This is a genomic window from Agriterribacter sp. (genome assembly GCF_035445465.1).
Classification (GTDB): Bacteria; Bacteroidota; Bacteroidia; order Chitinophagales; family Chitinophagaceae; genus Agriterribacter.
The window spans coordinates 87,848-107,186 of record NZ_DAOMQT010000012.1; the positions used below are offsets into that span (position 1 = coordinate 87,848).

The window sequence follows — 19,339 nt, forward strand, 5'->3', positions numbered from 1 at the left end:
CCAAAGAGATAACAGCAGCTATAACATGGTAAATGATTCCAGGAATTTAGTGGTGAAATTTCCTTTTCTGAAATCTTCATTTCGCATAAGCTGCTGGTGAAAAGGAATCGTTGTTTTTACGCCTTCAATTACATATTCGCTTAACGCGCGGCTCATGGTATTAATGGCTTCCTCCCTGGTACGGGCAATAGCAATGATTTTACCGATCATGGAATCATAATAAGGAGGAATAACATAGCCGGCGTAAATATGCGAATCAATACGTACACCATGTCCGCCCGGTTGGTGCAATACCGTTATTTTTCCCGGTGAAGGTCTGAAATCGTTATATGGATCTTCGGCATTGACCCGGCATTCTATGGCGTGCATTTCCGGGTAATAATTCCTGCCGGAAATAGATTCGCCGGATGCGATCTTTATTTGTTCCTTTACCAGGTCAAAATTGGTTACTTCTTCTGTAACGCAATGCTCCACCTGTATGCGGGTATTCATCTCCATAAAGTAAAAATTCCTGTGCTTGTCCACAAGAAATTCTATCGTTCCCACACTTTCGTAATTAATAGCGGAAGCGGCTTTTACCGCTGCCTCGCCCATTTTTTCACGCAGGTCATTGGTCATGAAAGGAGAAGGCGATTCTTCCACAAGCTTCTGGTGGCGGCGCTGAATAGAGCAATCCCTTTCGCTCATATGGCAAACTTTACCATAGCGGTCGCCGGCTATTTGAATTTCTATATGACGGGGTTCTTCTACAAATTTTTCCATGTATATCCCGTCATTCTTGAAGGAGGCACCGGCCTCGGCCTTCGCGTTGTTGTATGCTTTCTCCAATTCAGCCTCTTCCCAAACCACCCGCATTCCCTTTCCTCCGCCACCGGCTGTTGCTTTTAAAATTACAGGATAACCGATCTCTTTCGCCAGTCCTTTTGCCTCAACCACACTTTCTAAAAGCCCTTTACCCCCGGGCACCACGGGAACGCCGGCCTTAATCATGGTTTCCTTGGCCGTGATCTTATCACCCATAGCGGTGATCATGCCGGGAGTGGGTCCTATAAATTTTATACCATGCTCACAGCAAATCTGGGCAAACCGGGCATTTTCGGCTAAGAAACCATATCCCGGGTGAATGGCATCTGCATTGGTAATTTCTACCGCTGCCATAAGGTGGGGAATATTAAGATAAGAGTCCGCACTTTGCGGGCGGCCGAGGCATACCGCTTCATCGGCAAATTTTACATGCAGGCTGTCTTTATCTGCAGTAGAATATACCGCCACTGTTTTGATACCCATTTCCCTGCAGGTACGAATGATCCGCAATGCAATTTCGCCGCGGTTGGCAATAAGTATTTTTTTGAACATAGAATAATTAATGTGATAAAATGTGGGAAATGTGAAAGTGTGGAAATATTATAAATAGCTGTAAAAACACTCATTTGTCACACCTGCCTGCCGGCAGACAGGTTTTCATATTTTCACTTTTCCACATTCTCTAATTGGGTTCCACCAAAAACAGCGGCTGGTCGTATTCTACAGGACTGGCGTCATCGGCCAGTATCTTTACGATCTTACCGCTCACTTCACTTTCAATTTCGTTAAACAGCTTCATGGCTTCAATAATACAAACCACTTTTCCCGGGCTAACCTCATCTCCCACCTCAACAAATAAAGGTTTATCGGGCGATGCACGGCGGTAAAAAGTACCTATCATAGGACTTTTAATAGTAAGCAGGTTATCGGCCTTTGGTTCGGCGGCAACTTTGGGTTTTTCCTGTACCGCATTATTGGCCTGAGGTGAACCGGCAAAAGATTGAGCAGGGTGAGGGGCAGACGATACAACCTGTGTAATGTGCTCTTCTTTTTGCTTTATTGTAATTTTAAAATCCTGGTCTTCGATGCTAATTTCTCCTATATTGGACTTGTTGATGATCTTTATCAGCTCCTGAATTTGCTTAAAATCCATGTGGGTAAATTTATTTTTATTAAAACCGCCAATTGTTTCGAAACTGGCGACTAAGATATAGGAATTCAGGGTAAATATACCCAAAAATCAGTTTTTTACCCTTTCAACATATTCTCCGTTCTTGGTATTGATCCTGATTAATTCCCCTTCTTCTACAAAAAGCGGCACCATTACGGTAGCCCCGGTTTCAATAGTAGCGGCTTTTAGCGTGCGTGTGGCCGTGTCGCCTCTGATACCCGGTTCGCTGTAGGTAACCAGCACAATAATTTTATCGGGCAGCTCCACGCTCATAGGCAACTCGGTTTCCGTATTGATTAGCACGGAAACTTCCTGGGCTTCTTTTAAAAACTGCGGCGCGTCTATGAGCGATTCCTGTACTACGATTTGCTCAAAGGTTTCGTTATCCATAAAATTATACCCCGAATCGTCTTTATATAAATACTGGTAGTTCTTTCTTTCCACTCTAACCGGGTAAATGCTATCGCCCGAGTTCCATGTTTTTTCGATACTGCGGTTATTCTCTACCCCTTTGAGCTTGGCCCATACCTTTGCAGCTGCCCTGGCGGTTTTATTTTCGCCAAACTCTATTATCGTATATAAACTGTCGTCTAATTTCAGGATCATGCCCCTGCTGATGTCTGCTGTGGTTGCCATATTAAAATTTTAAAGTGGCGCAAAGATAAGAGGTTTTTGCATTATACAGCCAGTAACTGAAGCTAATACACCATTTTTCCCCGCAGGGAATTATGCCGTCTATTTAAATAATTTTCGGGTATTTTTGCGCTTATGGAGCACATTATTCCCAACGATATTCTGTCCGAAGAAAAACTTTCTTTTGATCGCTTCCGTGAAGAAGTGCTTAACGATTACCGGCTTGCCTGTGAAAGCAGGGAAGCCAGTTTGCTGGGTCGCAAGGAGGTGCTTACAGGGAAGGCCAAGTTCGGCATCTTCGGCGATGGTAAGGAAGTACCGCAGATTGCCTTATCTAAATTTTTTCAGCCCGGCGATTTTTACGCGGGATATTACCGTGATCAAACCATTGCCTTCGCTACTGAAACAGCTACCATAGAAGATTTTTTTGCACAATTGTATGCCAACCCCGATGAAAAGGACGAGCCCCACAGTGCAGGAAGACAAATGAATGCACATTTTGCCTCATCTTTTGTAGATGAACACGGCGAATTTCTTGATCTGATTAACCATAAAAATATAACCAGCGGCATTGCTCCCACTGCCGGGCAAATGCCCAGGGCGCTGGGACTGGCTTTTGCTTCAAAAGTATTTCGTGAGGTGGAACAATTGCGCCGGTATACCAGCCTGTCTGATAATGGAAATGAAGTTTGCTTTTGTACCATTGGCGATGCCTCTACTTCCGAAGGACATTTTTGGGAAACGGTAAATGCCGCCGCAGTGCTGGAAGTACCACTGGCAATTTTTATATGGGATGACGGCTACGGTATTTCTGTTCCCTCCGGCAACCAGATCGTAAAAGGTTCTATTTCGGATGCCTTAAAAGGATTTCAGAAAAAAGGCAACAGTACGGGGATAGATATTTATAAGGTGAAATGCTGGGATTATGCAGGACTTTGCGAAATATTTGAACAGGGCATTCAAAAAGTGCGTGACACGCATATTCCCGCCGTTTTTCATGTGGAAGAAGTAACCCAGCCGCAGGGACATTCTACTTCAGGTAGCCATGAGCGTTATAAAACAGCGGATCGCCTGGAATGGGAAAGAGAATGGGACTGTATCAAAAAAATGAAAGAATGGATCATTGCAAACGCCCTGGCGGAAGAAGAGGAGCTGAACGCAATTGAGATCAATGCCAAATCAACAATAAAAACAGGCCGCCAGTTAGCGTGGGATAAATATACTTCGCCCATTAAGGCCATGCTAACGCAAACGATTTCCGTTTTACAGCATGTTATCAGTGCAGGAAAAGACCATACCGGGCGCATACAGGTTGCCGTTAAAAGCCTGCAGGCGAACCGTGAACCAGACAGGAGAGATATTTTAAAAGCTTTGGCAACCGGCGTTAATTTTAGCGGAGATACCGTTGTGCAGCAGTATTACAACAGGCTGCTTTCCGAACAAAATGCATTGTATCATTCGCATTTGTATAATGAGGGAACAAAAAGCCTGCAGCATGTTCAGCCCACGGCTTTGCAATACAATGAAAACGCGCCGCTTTTAAATGGTTACCAGATACTAAACCGGTATTTTGATGAGCTGTTCGCAAACAATCCTAAAGTGCTGGCTTTTGGTGAAGACCTGGGATTAATTGGCGATGTTAACCAGGGTTTTGCAGGTTTGCAGCAAAAACATGGCGATAAAAGAATTTTTGATACCGGTATCCGTGAGCTCACCATTATGGGACAGGGTATTGGTTTGGCCATGAGGGGCTTGCGGCCCATAGCAGAAATTCAGTATGTTGACTATATGCTCTACGGTCTGCAGCCTTTAAGCGATGATGCGGCCTCTTTACATTACCGTACCAAAGGCAAACAAAGTTGCCCCATTATTGTGCGCACCCGGGGGCACAGACTGGAGGGGATATGGCATAGCGGTTCACCGATGGGCATGCTTATTAATGCGCTCCGAGGATTTCATGTGTGCGTACCGCGTAACATGGTGCAGGCCGCGGGTATGTATAATACCTTATTAGAAGTGAACGACCCGGCAATAATGATAGAATGCCTGAATGCTTACCGCCTCAAAGAAAAATTACCCTCCGATCTTTTAAACTACAGGGTAGCGCTGGGTGTTCCTGAAATTATAAAAGAGGGAAGCGATATTACCATCGTTTCCTATGGCGCTACTTTACGTATTGCGCATGAGGCGGCAATACTGCTCGATGAAATGGGGGCATCCTGTGAAGTTATTGATGTGCAAACCCTTCTGCCTTTCGATATTAACAACAGCATTCTGGATTCTCTTAAAAAAACCAGCCGTATTATTTTTGCCGATGAAGATCTGCCCGGTGGTGCGGCGGCCTATATGTTTAATATGGTTATGGAAATGCAGGGAGGATACCGCTGGTTAGATGTTGCTCCCCGAACCATTACCGCACAGCCGCACCGCCCGGCATACGGAACAGACGGCGACTATTTCAGCAAGCCAAACGTAGAAGATTTTATCAGGGTGGTAAAGGAAATGATGAGTGAGTAAGGGGAAGCAAGTTTCAGGGTACAGGGTGTGCAAGTTACAAGGTGCAGGGTACAGGGTGCAGGTTGCACGGCTGATACCTTTTACCTGGCATGGCGTTTCAAATTTCAAATTTCAAATCATAAATTGGTTTCATTGTGAGCAAGCCCATAACAAAGGAAGATATCCGTTTCACGGAACTATGGAGGGAACAAAGAAAGGGATCAAAAATGGGTTATTATCTCCTTTACACTTTCAGTTGGGGATTGGCTATTATCTTTATTTCCTTTTTTGTACTGATGTTTATGGGCGGTATAAGTATTATACCCATAGCCCAGGATAATAATAAAATAGCTCTGATTGTGGTTATTGGATTTATTCTTGGATTTGTTACAACCCTGATCGTTAGGGCAGGGAATGAAAAAAGGTATCAGAAAATATTAGACAAAGTAAGGAAAGAATCAGTCTAAAAACTTTGCGCTTAGCTCGGCAGATGGTATCATACAGCATTCTTTTTTGCCAAACCATTTGTACCTGTTTTTTGCTATCAGCCTGTACACCGCATCTCTTATAAAACGTGGTATAATTATGCACCCGTATGCAAGGCTCCATGGTAGGCCCAACTTTTTTAAAACCCGCAATGCAGCAGTACTTTGTGAGTATACCTGATCTCCTTCTGCCAATACAAAAGAATCATAGTGAGCGGGGGGCAGGTTAAATTTTTGTAACAGGAACTGCCCGGTTTGACCCTGGAGCGAAGTGAAATTAAAATGGTTTTTTTTATCTTTCCTTATTATAAACTGTACACTGCTGTTGCAAAGATTGCATACACCGTCGAAAAGTATAACAGGATTGGTTGTATTGTTCACGGTGCAAAGATAACGCATTGCCAGGGGGTATTTGCAACCGGGTATTTTCACTATGAAGAGATTACATTATGGTTTTTCGCTGTTCATTATTTTGTTTTTTCAGACGACAGTTTAGATTAACCTGCGTTTTGGATGTGCCATGTGTTTCCTGTGTTTGTTATCTTCAATACATAGGCACAGTATAAACACAGGCACACCATAGAAAGAATAAAAAAACAATGTGTATCTATGCACCAGTCAGGCGGCTTATCTTCGCATGTCAAATTATCAGGGTAAGGATTCTGACGCATGGGTTCATAAAATAAAGCATCGTATACTGCAATATGAAAATTTTACAAACTGCGGAAAGGGTATCACAAAAAGACCATTCGGATAACTATGTATTCCAGCGCTCCCTGCTTGCTTATATAGAAGCGGCAAAGCTTATTTCGGGTAAGGTGCTGGAAATTGGTACCGGAAGCGGCTATGGCGTTAACATTATAGCCCCGCATACAGATGAATTTGTTACTATTGATAAATACCAGGCCGATGTTTCGGATGAAGCGCCTGCCGGCAAAAGCAATGTAACATTCATACAAATGAATGTACCCCCTTTGCATGGTATTCCTTCCGGCAGCTTCGATTTTGTGATCACTTTCCAGGTAATTGAACATATACAAAAAGATAACATTTTTTTGCAGGAAATAAGCCGGGTGCTAAAAAGCGGCGGAAAACTGATCGTTACCACGCCCAATAAAAAAATGTCGCTTACCCGTAATCCCTGGCATGTAAGGGAATATACCGTGCAGGAACTGGAGCAACTATTGCTCACCAGTTTTCAAAAAGTGCAGCCGCTGGGTGTGTTTGGAAACGAAGCCATCATGGATTATTATGCCAGGAATAAGGCTGCCGTGGAAAGAATAACCCGTTTTGATGTTTTGAATTTGCAATACCGGCTGCCCCGCAGGCTGCTTCAAATACCATACGACATCCTGAACCGGCTGAACAGGAAGAAGCTGCTGAACAGCAATAAGGAACTCGTTACAGGGATTACTTACGAAGACTATACTATCCGTGCGGCTGATGATGATTGCTTTGATCTTTTCTTCATTGCAGAAAAAGCGTAACGGAGGTTTTTTACCAGAAAAAAAACCATTCCGGTTTGCCGGAACGGTTTCTTCAATTTAACACGGGTATGAACCTGATCGGCATTTACCGTCCAAAATATTTGTTTACTGCTTCAACGCGATTGTTGACATGCAGTTTTTCATAAATATGATATACATGTTTGCGCACGGTTTCCTGTGCAATGCCCAGCCTTGTTGAAATTTCCTTATACAGCATTCCTTTGGCAAGCAGCTCAAGGATTTCATGCTCCCGGTTGGATAAATTATCCAAAAGACCGGAAGCCGCATTTTTTTCCTGGAAAGCCATTACCACTTTTCTGGCGATCTGGCTGCTCATTGGCGCTCCGCCTTCTGCCAGCTCCCGTATAGATTCGAGCAGCTTACCGGGAGCGGTTTTTTTCAGGATATACCCGTTGGCGCCGGCGGCCAGAGCCTCGAAAATCTTTTCATCCTCTTCATACACGGTGCACATCATGAATAATATATCGGGGTGTTTCGGCTTTAACTCCCTTACGCAATCAATGCCGCTCATGCCGCCTAAATTGATGTCCATCAACACTACGTTGGGTTTCAGCTTGGGAATACCGGCAATAGCGCTCTCTGCGCTGATAAAAGATCCCCTGAACTGGTATCCCTCAGCCATCATAATGATTTGCTCCAATGCCTGGCGTATATCATTATTATCTTCTACAATGCAAACAGAGATCATATCCATGTAACATAAGTGATCTGCAAAACTAAAGTTTAATTCCTGAAATAGCTGTACCCTTAAGCGGGTACTATACCAAAGGTATCTTTAATATGATAGAAGTTCCGCCATTGTTTGAAATGCTGCAGGAGCCGCCTATGATTGAAAGCCGCTCTTTTATGTTTTGGAGCCCGTTATTATAACTTTGGGTAAGTGAAGGGTCGAAACCTATACCGTTGTCTGATATGGAAATGGAAAAATACGCTCCGGTGGTAAAATGGATATTCACTTCTGTTGCCTGTGAATGCTTAACAATATTGTGTAATGCTTCTTTTACGGAAAGCAGGATATTGCGGCGTATTTTTCCGCTCACCGGTATTTCACTGATATTTTCAGGCGTTACGATGTGCAATTGGGTGGGCAGCGGTTCAAAGTACTCCACCACCAGATGGCGCAGGTAGGCAATGAGGTTGGGGAGTGTATCGTTCCTTGAATTTAATGTCCATATAATCTCATTCATTTTATCAATCAATACATTGGCTGTTCCCGAAATCTTTTCGAGCTCCCTGGCCGTATCCTTGTGTGCGTTTTTGGTTTTGGCAATTTCACTCAGCAAGCGTATGGAAGTAAGTCCTGATCCTATATCATCATGAATTTCCTGCGATATGCGGTTTCTTTCTTTATCCCTGGCATCAATGACCGCCTTGTATTTTTCAAGCTCTTTCCTGTCGTTCTCGAGCTGTAGCTTTTCTACCGCCCTGATATGCTGCGCCTGCTGCATTCTTTCCCTGTAAGACAGCAGTTGCATAAAGAAAATCATTTGGAACAATATGCCCAGTGTGAAAATTAAAACAGCAATGCCCGCATGGCCGAAGAAGTAATGTTCATATTCGCCCCAATTGTCGGTGTAGAGGGCTATACCAGACAGCAGGATAGCAACAAATGAACCTATCCCCAGGTACCTTACCTCTTTGTTTCTTTTGCGGATTACCAATAATGCAATAAGGCCGGCTGAATAGAGCAGCGCGATCACTCTTACGATATCAAAGGCAATATTTCCGATATGGTTATACCGGTTAGTATAGGTAAGGGGCAGATTGATGGCTAAAAAGATGAGCTGAATGAATATAAGGATATTAAAGTGTTTATAGAGATCAGGAAAAGTTTTCTTTAATGTAAAGAAAGACGATATGAAAGCAATCACAAAAATGTTACCCATGAGTTGCAGCATCTGGTATCTCAGATCATAAAAGAAATAATACAGCTCACTGAACATAAACAGGTTGAGCAACCGGAGCAAAAAGTAAACTATAAAAACGAGCATCGCCAGCGCATAATACAGGTATTCATTTTTAAGGGTTTGCAAAAAAATGGTGAAGGTGTACACCAGCATGCTGAACATAATACCGAGCAGCGCTATGGTAATAAAAGTATATAGCCTGTTGGGGCGGAGGAAATGATCAAAAGTAAAAGCTGTTTGTTCCTGCGGCAGCAATATTACCGGATCAAAGAGATGCCAGTTGTAAAAACCGATATCCGCTTCAATATAAAAATTTCTATATGTTCCTTTCTTTACAATAAAAAAAGCATAGGGAACACTATTGAACACCGTATATGAAAACGAATGAAACTGATTGTTCAGCGCCTGCATTGTGGCGGTGCTGCTGTCATACGCATACATGATATACCGCTGCGATCTGCCGGGGTATAGCCAGAATGTATCCTGTAAGCTGCTGTTGGTAACCGATAATTTTATAAAGTAACGGGCATCAAGCCTTGTTTTATCAAAAGGGAACTTTTCACCCGGGTAATGAAACGTTGCCTGCGCAACGTCCTCAATGGTTAATTTTTTGCTGTAATCAGTAAAATAAGACAGCCGCTTTAACACCGTATCATATTCCGTGATCTTTCCTATATCAATAAAATCAGCAGTTTGTGCTATGATAAAGCTCCAGCACAAAAGGGAGGCAACGGTTATAGCAAACCTTTTTAGCAACAAGCGGATTAATTTAATAATAAATTAGCTGTGTTGTAATTTAAATGATTTATTTCACATTCGGTACACTGCAGGCCGGAATATAAAGCAGGTATTTCTCCGCAAAAAATGGTTCTTTGAACAAGGCGGATATTTCCCACATTGCAGGGTTAAGCTTACTTTCCTGTATTTCCTGTGTAAGATCACCGCCTTTCATACAGATCAGCCCGTTTTTAAAGGCTTCCATTTTCCTTTTATTATTTAACAGCGGTTCGCTCCATTGCCAGAGGCTTTTTAACGGGGCAACAGCACGGCTCACCGCAAAATCAAATTGCCTGTTCCTGATCTCTTCCGCACGTATATGCTGTGTAGATACGTTTTTTAATTGTAATGCATCTGCCACCCCGTTCACTACTTTTATTTTTTTGCCAATGGAATCTACCAAGTGAAAACGGACGTCTGGAAAAAATATAGCAAGAGGTATACCCGGGAAGCCTCCTCCCGTTCCAATATCAATTACTTCAATGCCTCCGGCAAATTTAAAAACGGCTGCAATGGCAAGCGAATGCAATACATGCTTTTCGTAAAGCGAATCAATATCCCTGCGGGAAATAACATTGATCTTCTCATTCCATGCTGTATATACCGGGCCAAGCGCGGAGAACTGGTTTATTTGCCTGTTAGATAAGTTGGTGAAATACCGGGTGATCACTTCCAGTTTACCCGTGGCTTCTTCCATAACGCAGGTGTAAAAATGAGGTAATAAAAAAACATAAAGATATCAAAGGCCCAGAACCACTTCCAGAGATCCTTTTCATCTAATTTTTCCATGGCATTATACCAAATGATGCCCTGTATGATAAAGCGCAGTAAAAATACACCTGCAGCCAGTTCCCAGCGAAAAAGGATGAGAGCGGCTACAAATGCCGGGTAAAATAAAAAATGTGTGAGTGCGTATAAGCCAAGCAGGAACCGGTGTTTGGCTTTATATAGCCGGGCAGTAGTAAAATGTCTTTGCTTTTGTTTCCGCCAGTCTTTCCATGATCTTTTAGGCTCCGAAAGCGTAAAGGCTGCTTTGTCTGTCACCACTTTTGTATTCCGGCCATTGGCTGTAGCATTGATGAACAAATCATCATCGCCACCGGGTAAATGGTTATGCGCTGAAAAGCCTTTATTGCGAAAAAATACATCTTTTTTATAGGCAAGATTCCTTCCGGTTCCCATATAGGGTAGTCCTGCCAGTGCGTAGGAAAGATACTGCACGCCTGTATGGAAAGTTTCAAACCGGATGATCTTATTGAGGAGCCCCTTCCGTTTATAATAGGCGCCGTAGCCTAATACAATTTCGGTTTCCTGCTCAAACGGGGAGATCATTTTATGCATCCAGAACTCACTTGCAGGAACGCAGTCGGCATCGGTGAGCAGCACCACATCATGCTTTGCCGTTTTAATACCTATGGATAGCGGGAACTTTTTACCGGGAATAAACTGGGCCTCCTGTTTCAGCTCAATAATATGCAACTGGGGGAAATCTTTCTGTAAAGCCTCCAGCAGGTATTTAGACTCATCTAACGAGTTATCGTTAACTAAAAGGAGCTCATGTATGCCGGCAAATTCCTGCACCAGCAAACCGGGAAGATTTTTAGCTAAATTTGCGGCTTCGTCGCGGGCGCAAACGATAACGGAAACAGGTGGCTGATGATATGATATGGAGGAATCGCTGCGGCGGAAAGCCAGCCTTCTGAAAAAATAAAGATAATAAATGATCTGGATGAAAGTAATGCAGCAAAATGCTCCAAAAACGATAATAGGCCAATCAGGTCTTTCCATCATGGCGGCGAAGGTAAGAATATAGAAGGATTTGTTATTGCGGATTTATTGTAATGTGAAAATATGTTGAAAAAATTATGGCTGCATTAAAATTTGAATTACAGCAGAAGGATGCGTTATCGGCGGCAAGAACAGGTAATATCATTACCGGCCATGGCAGCATACCCACGCCCATGTTTATGCCCGTGGGCACCGGGGGAAGCGTAAAGGCGCTTACCCAAAGCCAGTTGAATACGGAAGTAAAGGCAAAGATCATCCTGGGTAATACCTATCATTTGTACCTGCGGCCGGGCATAGAAGTGCTGGAAGAAGCAGGGGGATTGCACCGGTTTATGAACTGGCAGCAACCACTTTTAACTGACAGTGGCGGGTACCAGGTTTTTTCACTGGCAGGCACACGCAAAATAAATGAAGAAGGTGTAATGTTTCAAAGTCATATTGATGGTAGTAAGCATTTATTTACACCCGAAAAGGTAATGGATATACAGCGGAGCATTGGCGCCGATATTATGATGGCTTTTGATGAATGTCCGCCTTACCCCAGCGAATATGCTTATGCACAGCAATCTATGGAGCTTACCCATCGGTGGCTGAACAGATGCTTTCAGCAGGTAGAAAAAACAACGGGGAAATATGGATATTCCCAAAATCTCTTCCCGATTGTGCAGGGCGGAACCTATACTGATCTTAGAAAAGCATCGTGCAGTTACATCAGCTCCAAAAATGCGGCGGGTAACGCTATTGGCGGTTTAAGTGTTGGGGAGCCCGAAAATATGATGTACGATTTATGCGGCTTATGCTGCGCTAACCTGCCTGCCGACAAACCCCGTTACCTGATGGGCGTGGGCACTCCGTGGAATATACTGGAATGCATTGCCCTGGGGGTAGACATGTTCGATTGTGTTATGCCTACCCGCAACGGACGCAATGCCATGCTGTTTACATCAAAAGGCATCATTAATATTGATAATAAAAAATGGGAGAAGGATTATTCCCCAATTGATGACGGTATTGCCTGCGAAACCAGTAATTATTATAGCAAGGCCTACCTGCGGCATCTTATAAAATCGAAGGAAATACTCGGACTTACCATTGCCAGCATACACAATCTCGCTTTTTATCTTCATGTAGTTACGGAGGCCCGCAGGCACATTGAAGCAGGCGATTTTACAAGCTGGATGAAAAGCAGTATTGAGCAGTTTAAGGTGAGGAGGTGAGGGAGGAATGAAAGGTGAATAGTAAGTGGTGAGAAGTGAGATAAAGAATTATCGGCTCATCGTTAGCATGATTAAGCCGAAAGCCGCCTTCGAATTTTGGATTTCAGATTTTGCAGTTTACAGTTTATCATTTATAGTTTATGGTTGCATTTGTCTTCGGATTTCGGATTTCTGTCTTCGGATTTGACTTTTTCCTATCATGCTGAGGCACGAACCATCTGTATTTTATTGGGTTCTTGTGATTTGGTTTCTTGATGCTTTTACTCCGAATTTCGAAATTCCGGCTTCGGATTTCCCGCTTCGGAACATTTCACGCCAAGTGGGCAATACATGCAAAGACGCAAAGGAATTTGAAATTTGTGATTTGAATTTTATTTGGGTCTTGTGATTTGGTTTCTTGATGCTTTTACTCCGAATTTCGAAATTCCGGCTTCGGATTTCCCGCTTCGGAACATTTCACGCCAAGTGCGCAACGCATGCAAAGACGCAAAGGAATTTGAAATTTGTGATTTGAATTTTATTTGGTTCTTTGTGATTTGGTTTCTTGATGCTTTTACTCCGAATTTCGAGATTCCTGCTTCGAATTTTGCATTTGAATTTTACTCCATTCTTTCCAACGCCTCTTTTGCGGCTGCAAAATCCTTATCCAGCCCCAGTGTTTTTTGATAGTACAGTGTTGCTTCGGCTTTATTGCCCAGCGCTTCCTGGCACCTGCCACACTGGTAATAGGCTTCTGCAAAAGTATTGCTCACCTGTATGGCGCGCTCAAATACCTGTAATGCTTCGGCATAGCGCTGCTGGTCGTACAGCAGCAGGCCCTTCTCAATATAAGCCTCTAAAAAAGTGTAATCATTTTTAATGCATTCATCAAATGCTTCAAGGGCTTTTACCTTGTCATTGATATTAGAATAATAGAGTCCTTTAATGAACCTTGCCTGCGAAGCCACACGGGGCTCTTCCGCCAGGCTAATGATCCTGTTGGCAATGGTAAGCGCTTCCGGCTTAAGCTGGTTGGCATATATTGCCGACAATTGCAATAAAGGCTCCGCGAACATAGGCGCTCTTTCCACAGACTTTTCCAATGCAGCAATGGCGTTAACCGTATCCCCGCCTTGCAAAAAAATGGCTCCCCGCCTGTACCACAGCCCGGCATTTGAACTGTCAATACCCAGCAGGGTATCATTTTGCGTAAGCGCTTCTTTAAACCGGTTGTCTTTCAACAGCTCATCCATTAAAAGATACCGGAGCCCGGCAGAGTCGGGCTTTACACTTACTGCCTGCTGCAGTTTCGCTATGGTTACCGATGGGGTTTCCTCCTTAGCACTATTGTTATTTCCAGGAGAAGTATTGCATGCAGAGCATACAGCTATCAGCACTACAACAGGTATATTAAACCGCCTGGTCTTCATATTGCATATACTTTTCAATAGCTGTATCGTATTTTTCCTTCCATAATGATATTTCACCCCAGCTCTTCCCATCTATCACGATATCACTTTGCGTAACTACACCCAGTTTTTCAAATGGAATACCAGTGGCTTTTAGTTTTGCTTCCAGCGAAGGGACCTGCGCTATACTAACGGAAACCACTACCCTGTTTTGCGCTTCTCCAAACCAGAAAGCGTCTGGTCTGAACCCGTTATTGGTTTGAACATCATAGCCCAGTTCGCGGTTAAACCCGCTTTCGCAAAGCGTTACAAAAAGTCCGCCTTCACTGATGTCGTGTGCCGACAGGATTAAGCTGTCTTTTATTAAGCCGCTAACGGCCTGTTGTAAGCGATATTCTTCTTCCAAATCGAAATGTGGTGCAGGTGAATATTCCACGCCATGCAGCTTATGTATATATTCGGAAGAATTGATGTCGTTGCGGCTTTGTCCTACTAAGTAAATCAAATCACCGGGTTGCTTAAAGTCGAGCGTCATTTTATCGCCGATGTCATCCAGCAATCCCACCATGCCAATGGTGGGCGTGGGATATACTGCGCCTTCCGGGCTTTGATTGTAAAAGCTTACGTTACCGCCGGTTACCGGCGTATCAAATTTTTTGCAGGCTTCGCTCATACCTTTAACAGCATATACAAACTGGTAATACACTTCGGGATCGTAAGGATTACCGAAGTTAAGGCAGTTGGTAACGCCTAAGGGGGTACCGCCGCTGCATACAATATTTCGTGCCGCTTCGCTTACCGCTATCATACAACCCACAAACGGATCGGCAAAAACATAGCGGCTGTTGCAGTCTGTTGTAACCGCCAGGCCTTTGGTGGTTCCTTTTACTTTCACTACCGGCGCATCGCTGGGCGCGTTGGTAGAGGTATTGCCCGTGCCCACCATGCTGTCGTACTGTGTATATATCCAGCGCTTGGAAGCGATATTGGGAATGGTGATTATTTTTTCCGCCACGGCTTTCAAATCGGCAGGAACCGGTATGGCAGCAGCATCAAAAGCTTTTACCTTGCTAAAATAAGCCGGCTCGCGGTACTCCCTTTCATATACCGGGGCGCCGCCGCCCAGCACCAGGCTTTCGGCAGGCAGTTCAGCTTCCAGGTGGTCATGCATATAAAAACGGAGCATACCATCGGTAGTTACTTCTCCGATCTGCGAACAGGGCAGATCCCATTTATCAAAAATCGACAGCACCTCTTCTTCTCTTCCTTTTGTAACGATCAGCAGCATCCGCTCCTGGCTTTCGCTCAGCAGCAGTTCCCAGGCTTTCATGCCATGCTGACGCGTAGGCACATTATCCAGGTTAATGCGCATACCCACGCCGCCTTTGGCGCTGGTTTCGGCGGTAGAACAAATGATGCCCGCCGCGCCCATATCCTGCATACCCACTAAGGCGCCGGTTGGAATAAGCTCCAGGCAGGCTTCTAACAGTTTTTTTTCCTGGAAAGGATCACCCACCTGCACGGCGGGGAGGTCTTCCACGCTGCTTTCTGTAATATCGGCCGAAGCGAAAGCTGCTCCGCCCATGCCGTCTTTCCCCGTTGCCGAACCTACAATAAATACAGGATTGCCTTCTCCTTCGGCTGTGGCGCTTACGGTTTGTCCGGCCCTTACCACGCCCACACTCATCGCGTTTACCAGCGGGTTGGTATGATAGCAATCTTCAAAATATATTTCGCCGCCCACGGTAGGCACACCAAAACAATTGCCATAATGGCCAATGCCGTGCACTACGCCATTTAATAAGTGCTGCGTTTTTTCTTCCTCAATATTGCCAAAGCGGAGTGAATTGAGCGCCGCGATAGGCCTTGCGCCCATGGTAAAAATGTCGCGGTGGATACCCCCAACGCCGGTAGCCGCGCCCTGGAAAGGTTCAATAGCCGACGGGTGGTTATGACTTTCAATTTTAAACACCACGCCCCAGCCATCGCCGATATCTGCCAAACCGGCATTTTCCTCGCCGGCTTTTACCAGCAGCTTAGCGCCCTCGCGTGGCAGGGTTTTCAGCCATTTAATTGAATTTTTATAGCTGCAGTGCTCGCTCCACATCACGGAGTAAGCGCTTAATTCGGTGAAGTTGGGAGTGCGCCCCAGTATCTTTTTGATCATCTCAAATTCTTCCGGGCGAAGTCCTAATTTTTCGGCTGTTTCAACTGTTATTTCCATGTAAAGTATGTATCAAAGTAAAGGAAGCCACGAAATTACGAAATGGCAGCGGATTTATGACCGGGATTGCGGGATGTTGGTATTACCGGGATAAATGTGGAGAAGAGGAGGTTTTTGGGGGGCGAGCTGGGTGCTACTATGGAGCAGCGGTTGTGTCACTCACTTGTACGTTCGGGGCGCTATTGGGCATGGGAGAAAACGTTTGAGATACTTAACTTAATAATGAATATGAGCATTTAGATTTCTTCCAAGAAGATTAATCGCTCTTATGCGAGGGAGAAATCTGCCGGGCCTTTGTACTAATGCTCAACATCTGCGCTATTGCTCAACGGATTTCTTACCCGCCATAATATACATTTAATCCAAAACAGCCTGCCGGCGGGTTCGAAATGACGTTTGCGGTTTTTGCCATAACCAAGCCAATACGAACACTATAGTTTAATACAACTTTGGTTCTCCGCAATATCTCCTGGTGCAAAGCCTTGTGTGCAAGCAAAGAACGTTGCTGGGGAAATTCATCGCCTATTTTTTTTCAAGTTTACACTAACTGCATGTAACTTTTATAACTCCATATCCTTAAATAAAATTTCTTAAATTTACAGTATCAAAAAAGTAAAAAATGGCAACGGTTTATGATATACGCAGGGGTTTGATAGACAAAATTCTTGCTATCCAAAACAAAGAATTTTTGCAGGCTCTTGACCAATTAATTGTTTCAAGTAATTCGGGGGCAGACATAGTGGAAACAACACCTGAACAAAAGCTGATGCTGGAAATGAGCGAAGATGACATCAAAAACGGAAGGCTGATTTCGCAAGAAGCAATGAACAAAAGAAATCTCGAATGGCTAAACGAAATGTAGTTTGGACAAAAACAGCCGATATTCAATTCGCGGGGATTTTGGAGTATTGGGTCAAACGAAACAAATCAAATGCTTATTCTAAGAAGCTCGTTCGTTTAGTTTCGGAAAGAACCGAACAAATTGCAAATAATCCCTACATCTGCAAGCCATCAGATTTTGCAGATACGAGGATTGCCTCGTTAAAAAATTTCAGTATTTATTATAAAGTTACAGACATTCAAATAATTATCTCTGCATTCTGGGACAATCGGCAAGACCCTAAAAGGCTTTTAGAGATTTTACAAAATTAGGCAGACTTCAATTCTCCGCAGAGTCTCTACTCCATGCCATGTGTGCAAGCAGGACGCTGCGTTAGGCGGGGAATAAGTTAAAATGGCTTCAACACCATCAGTACAATGATAATTAAGAAAATCATATTCTCTATTCGTTCAAAAAAGAACAATTTTCCAGCCAATGAATAATATTCTTCGGGGATTTTATCGTCAGGATGGCTTTTCAATAATATTTTAATGGGCTTCGATCTTGGTGATAAAATAACCGGCCCGAATGCCAGTGCAATGATGAAGAGCACCAAACTGGTAACATACCATCCCATCTGAAATAAATACGGACGAATTACACCCATCGTTACGCCGGAAAGCAGCAGCAGTGTTCCGCCAATCATCACGAAATTGTGTAACCGGTTCCGGATGAGGTAAGCATGTTTTAATTCTGCCATTGTTTTCGCCTTTGTTACAATATAAATCATAACAAAGCCCGGTCCCATACCCAAAATGGCCGAAAAAACATGGATCAATAAAAGAAAACTATAAAACGTCATGATCTAAACTTGCAGCTTTACAATATTACCCGGCTTTACAAACATATCCTAATGATGATGGGAAAGGTTGGTAATACAGTGAGCATTTTTTAGCAAATTTATTACAGATTTAGATCAACAACGGTATAAAGAGAGATAATGTGATACTTTTGCCATTATGCCATTTCGGTTTTATAATCCGCTCGAAAATTTACAGCTCCACTCCCCCACCTGCTTTCTCACGGGTGCCGATCTAAAAAACCCGGATGATAACATCACCGTTTTTCCTGCCTGGATACTTGATCGCTTTCTGCTGAGAGATCAAAAATTTAAAATGATAGATCAGGTAACTTCTGTTTTGTATGGAGAGCTGAAGCTGCCATGTTCCGTTGAAGCAGCAAAGGCTTTTAACGATCTGGAATTCAAAATTCAGGAAGCTGTAAATAAAGGCTATGAAGGCGTAACGTCACTATCATCGCAAGCATTGTTTTTATGGATGGGTAAAATAGTATACGGCGTATTGTACCATGATTTGCTACTCGAAAAGGCAAGACTGCAAAAGCAGGATAAAGCATTCAGCCTTTCACCCCGTTTAAAAGAACGGCTGGGTTTGTTTCATCTGATGCTCCAGTCATTGGTATCGCCTGTTACATTTAAAGGGTTACAGCCCTGGAGCATTTCTGTTGTAAGACTAAAATATTCAAAAGACATTTTTAATTACCGCGATGATCCGGTCAACCTTATCTTCTCGCTTGGCATGAATGGGTTCGGACTCATAGCCTGTCTCCGGGACAGCGGCCTGGTAAAGCAAACGCAAAAAGATATTCTTGATAAGATAAACAACGCCGTATTGCATCCTGTTCAATTTGAGGAGCTATGCGCAAGGTTCTTCTATTCCAATTATCTTTTGCATTATCAACCCAAATACAACATTGAGCAGAATGATGCAGGCATTACCATTGAAACATTACCTGTAGCGGCAGACGCCGGCAAACCGTTGTTCGGCAAATGGGATGATGCTATGTTTGCACAGGTTTTGGCAGCGCATTGGAGGCCCTGGGGCTTTACAAAAAAAGACATTATTACAGTTCCCAATGATCCGATCAGTTTTTTGAAAAATGATTATACGCAGGAGTTTATAGCGCCGGATTCAATCCATTTGCCGTACTAAAAAGAGGACATGTTGTGCCGTACGAAGTGTCTTTTACCCGCGCTGGTCTTTTAGCAATAAACCATCACCAGCCAGACCAGTGCCTGGCATCACTTGTTTAAAAACAATG

At 43.7% G+C, this 19,339-nt stretch carries 18 protein-coding genes; 7 read left to right on the top strand and 11 right to left on the bottom strand.

Annotated elements, in window-relative coordinates:
• Window positions 1-18: 18 nt before the first annotated feature.
• From accC to efp, 3 genes are all read right to left on the bottom strand, one after another.
• Entirely contained in the window at window positions 19-1,356 is a 1,338-nt protein-coding gene (accC, locus tag PLE34_RS08695; protein WP_324555928.1) for an acetyl-CoA carboxylase biotin carboxylase subunit, read from the bottom strand.
• A 130-nt stretch (window positions 1,357-1,486) separates the two neighbouring features.
• Window positions 1,487-1,957, bottom strand: coding sequence for an acetyl-CoA carboxylase biotin carboxyl carrier protein (gene accB, locus PLE34_RS08700; protein WP_324555930.1), 471 nt, complete (start codon window positions 1,955-1,957; stop codon window positions 1,487-1,489).
• Between the two features lie 87 nt (window positions 1,958-2,044).
• Window positions 2,045-2,611, bottom strand: coding sequence for an elongation factor P (efp, locus tag PLE34_RS08705; RefSeq protein ID WP_324555932.1), 567 nt, complete (start codon window positions 2,609-2,611; stop codon window positions 2,045-2,047).
• A 132-nt stretch (window positions 2,612-2,743) separates the two neighbouring features.
• Here efp and PLE34_RS08710 point away from each other — a divergent pair, with 132 nt between their 5' ends.
• Together PLE34_RS08710 and PLE34_RS08715 are read left to right on the top strand one after the other, a co-directional pair.
• Window positions 2,744-5,125, top strand: coding sequence for an alpha-ketoacid dehydrogenase subunit alpha/beta (locus PLE34_RS08710; RefSeq protein WP_324555934.1), 2,382 nt, complete (start codon window positions 2,744-2,746; stop codon window positions 5,123-5,125).
• A 134-nt stretch (window positions 5,126-5,259) separates the two neighbouring features.
• Window positions 5,260-5,571 carry a hypothetical protein gene (locus PLE34_RS08715; protein ID WP_324555936.1) on the top strand — a complete coding sequence of 104 codons (312 nt, stop codon included), beginning with the start codon at window positions 5,260-5,262 and terminating at the stop codon, window positions 5,569-5,571.
• On the opposite strand, the gene PLE34_RS08720 is transcribed toward PLE34_RS08715, so the two are convergent.
• Window positions 5,563-5,988, bottom strand: coding sequence for a thiol-disulfide oxidoreductase DCC family protein (locus PLE34_RS08720; protein WP_324555938.1), 426 nt, complete (start codon window positions 5,986-5,988; stop codon window positions 5,563-5,565). The genes PLE34_RS08715 and PLE34_RS08720 overlap by 9 nt on opposite strands.
• Before the next feature lie 305 nt (window positions 5,989-6,293).
• Here PLE34_RS08720 and PLE34_RS08725 point away from each other — a divergent pair, with 305 nt between their 5' ends.
• Window positions 6,294-7,076, top strand: coding sequence for a class I SAM-dependent methyltransferase (locus tag PLE34_RS08725; RefSeq protein ID WP_324555940.1), 783 nt, complete (start codon window positions 6,294-6,296; stop codon window positions 7,074-7,076).
• An 85-nt stretch (window positions 7,077-7,161) separates the two neighbouring features.
• Here PLE34_RS08725 and PLE34_RS08730 read toward each other — a convergent pair whose 3' ends face one another.
• The 4 genes from PLE34_RS08730 to PLE34_RS08745 all read right to left on the bottom strand — a co-directional run bounded on the left by PLE34_RS08730 (window position 7,162) and on the right by PLE34_RS08745 (window position 11,572).
• The gene (locus PLE34_RS08730) at window positions 7,162-7,791 is read right to left on the bottom strand and encodes a response regulator (RefSeq protein ID WP_324555941.1); all 630 of its coding nucleotides are present in this window, start codon (window positions 7,789-7,791) and stop codon (window positions 7,162-7,164) included.
• A gap of 64 nt (window positions 7,792-7,855) precedes the next feature.
• Window positions 7,856-9,763 carry a sensor histidine kinase gene (locus PLE34_RS08735; protein ID WP_324555943.1) on the bottom strand — a complete coding sequence of 636 codons (1,908 nt, stop codon included), beginning with the start codon at window positions 9,761-9,763 and terminating at the stop codon, window positions 7,856-7,858.
• 46 nt (window positions 9,764-9,809) lie between these two features.
• Complete coding sequence (rsmG, locus tag PLE34_RS08740) at window positions 9,810-10,478, bottom strand: 16S rRNA (guanine(527)-N(7))-methyltransferase RsmG (protein ID WP_324555945.1); 669 nt, start codon at window positions 10,476-10,478, stop codon at window positions 9,810-9,812.
• Window positions 10,448-11,572 (bottom strand): glycosyltransferase, encoded by a 1,125-nt coding sequence (locus PLE34_RS08745; RefSeq protein ID WP_324555947.1) that lies wholly within the window; start codon window positions 11,570-11,572, stop codon window positions 10,448-10,450. Before PLE34_RS08745 ends, rsmG begins: the two co-directional genes overlap by 31 nt.
• Before the next feature lie 74 nt (window positions 11,573-11,646).
• Between PLE34_RS08745 and tgt the strand changes: the two genes are divergently transcribed.
• The gene (gene tgt, locus PLE34_RS08750; RefSeq protein WP_324555948.1) at window positions 11,647-12,786 is read left to right on the top strand and encodes a tRNA guanosine(34) transglycosylase Tgt; all 1,140 of its coding nucleotides are present in this window, start codon (window positions 11,647-11,649) and stop codon (window positions 12,784-12,786) included.
• Between the two features lie 599 nt (window positions 12,787-13,385).
• Here the strand turns inward: tgt and PLE34_RS08755 are convergent.
• On the bottom strand, window positions 13,386-14,195 hold the full coding sequence (locus PLE34_RS08755) for a tetratricopeptide repeat protein (RefSeq protein WP_324555951.1): 810 nt from the start codon (window positions 14,193-14,195) through the stop codon (window positions 13,386-13,388).
• Window positions 14,176-16,398, bottom strand: coding sequence for a phosphoribosylformylglycinamidine synthase subunit PurL (gene purL / locus PLE34_RS08760; RefSeq protein ID WP_324555953.1), 2,223 nt, complete (start codon window positions 16,396-16,398; stop codon window positions 14,176-14,178). Before purL ends, PLE34_RS08755 begins: the two co-directional genes overlap by 20 nt.
• Window positions 16,399-17,017: 619 nt before the next feature.
• Here purL and PLE34_RS08765 point away from each other — a divergent pair.
• Window positions 17,018-17,260, top strand: coding sequence for a hypothetical protein (locus PLE34_RS08765; protein ID WP_324555955.1), 243 nt, complete (start codon window positions 17,018-17,020; stop codon window positions 17,258-17,260).
• The gene (locus PLE34_RS08770; protein WP_324555957.1) at window positions 17,242-17,550 is read left to right on the top strand and encodes a type II toxin-antitoxin system RelE/ParE family toxin; all 309 of its coding nucleotides are present in this window, start codon (window positions 17,242-17,244) and stop codon (window positions 17,548-17,550) included. The genes PLE34_RS08765 and PLE34_RS08770 overlap by 19 nt, the downstream gene beginning before the upstream one ends.
• Window positions 17,551-17,627: 77 nt before the next feature.
• On the opposite strand, the gene PLE34_RS08775 is transcribed toward PLE34_RS08770, so the two are convergent.
• Window positions 17,628-18,080, bottom strand: coding sequence for a DUF2269 family protein (locus PLE34_RS08775; RefSeq protein ID WP_324555959.1), 453 nt, complete (start codon window positions 18,078-18,080; stop codon window positions 17,628-17,630).
• A gap of 313 nt (window positions 18,081-18,393) precedes the next feature.
• Between PLE34_RS08775 and PLE34_RS08780 the strand changes: the two genes are divergently transcribed.
• A complete protein-coding gene (locus tag PLE34_RS08780) occupies window positions 18,394-19,230 on the top strand; it encodes a hypothetical protein (protein ID WP_324555961.1) in 837 nt (278 codons plus the stop codon).
• Window positions 19,231-19,339: the final 109 nt, after the last annotated feature.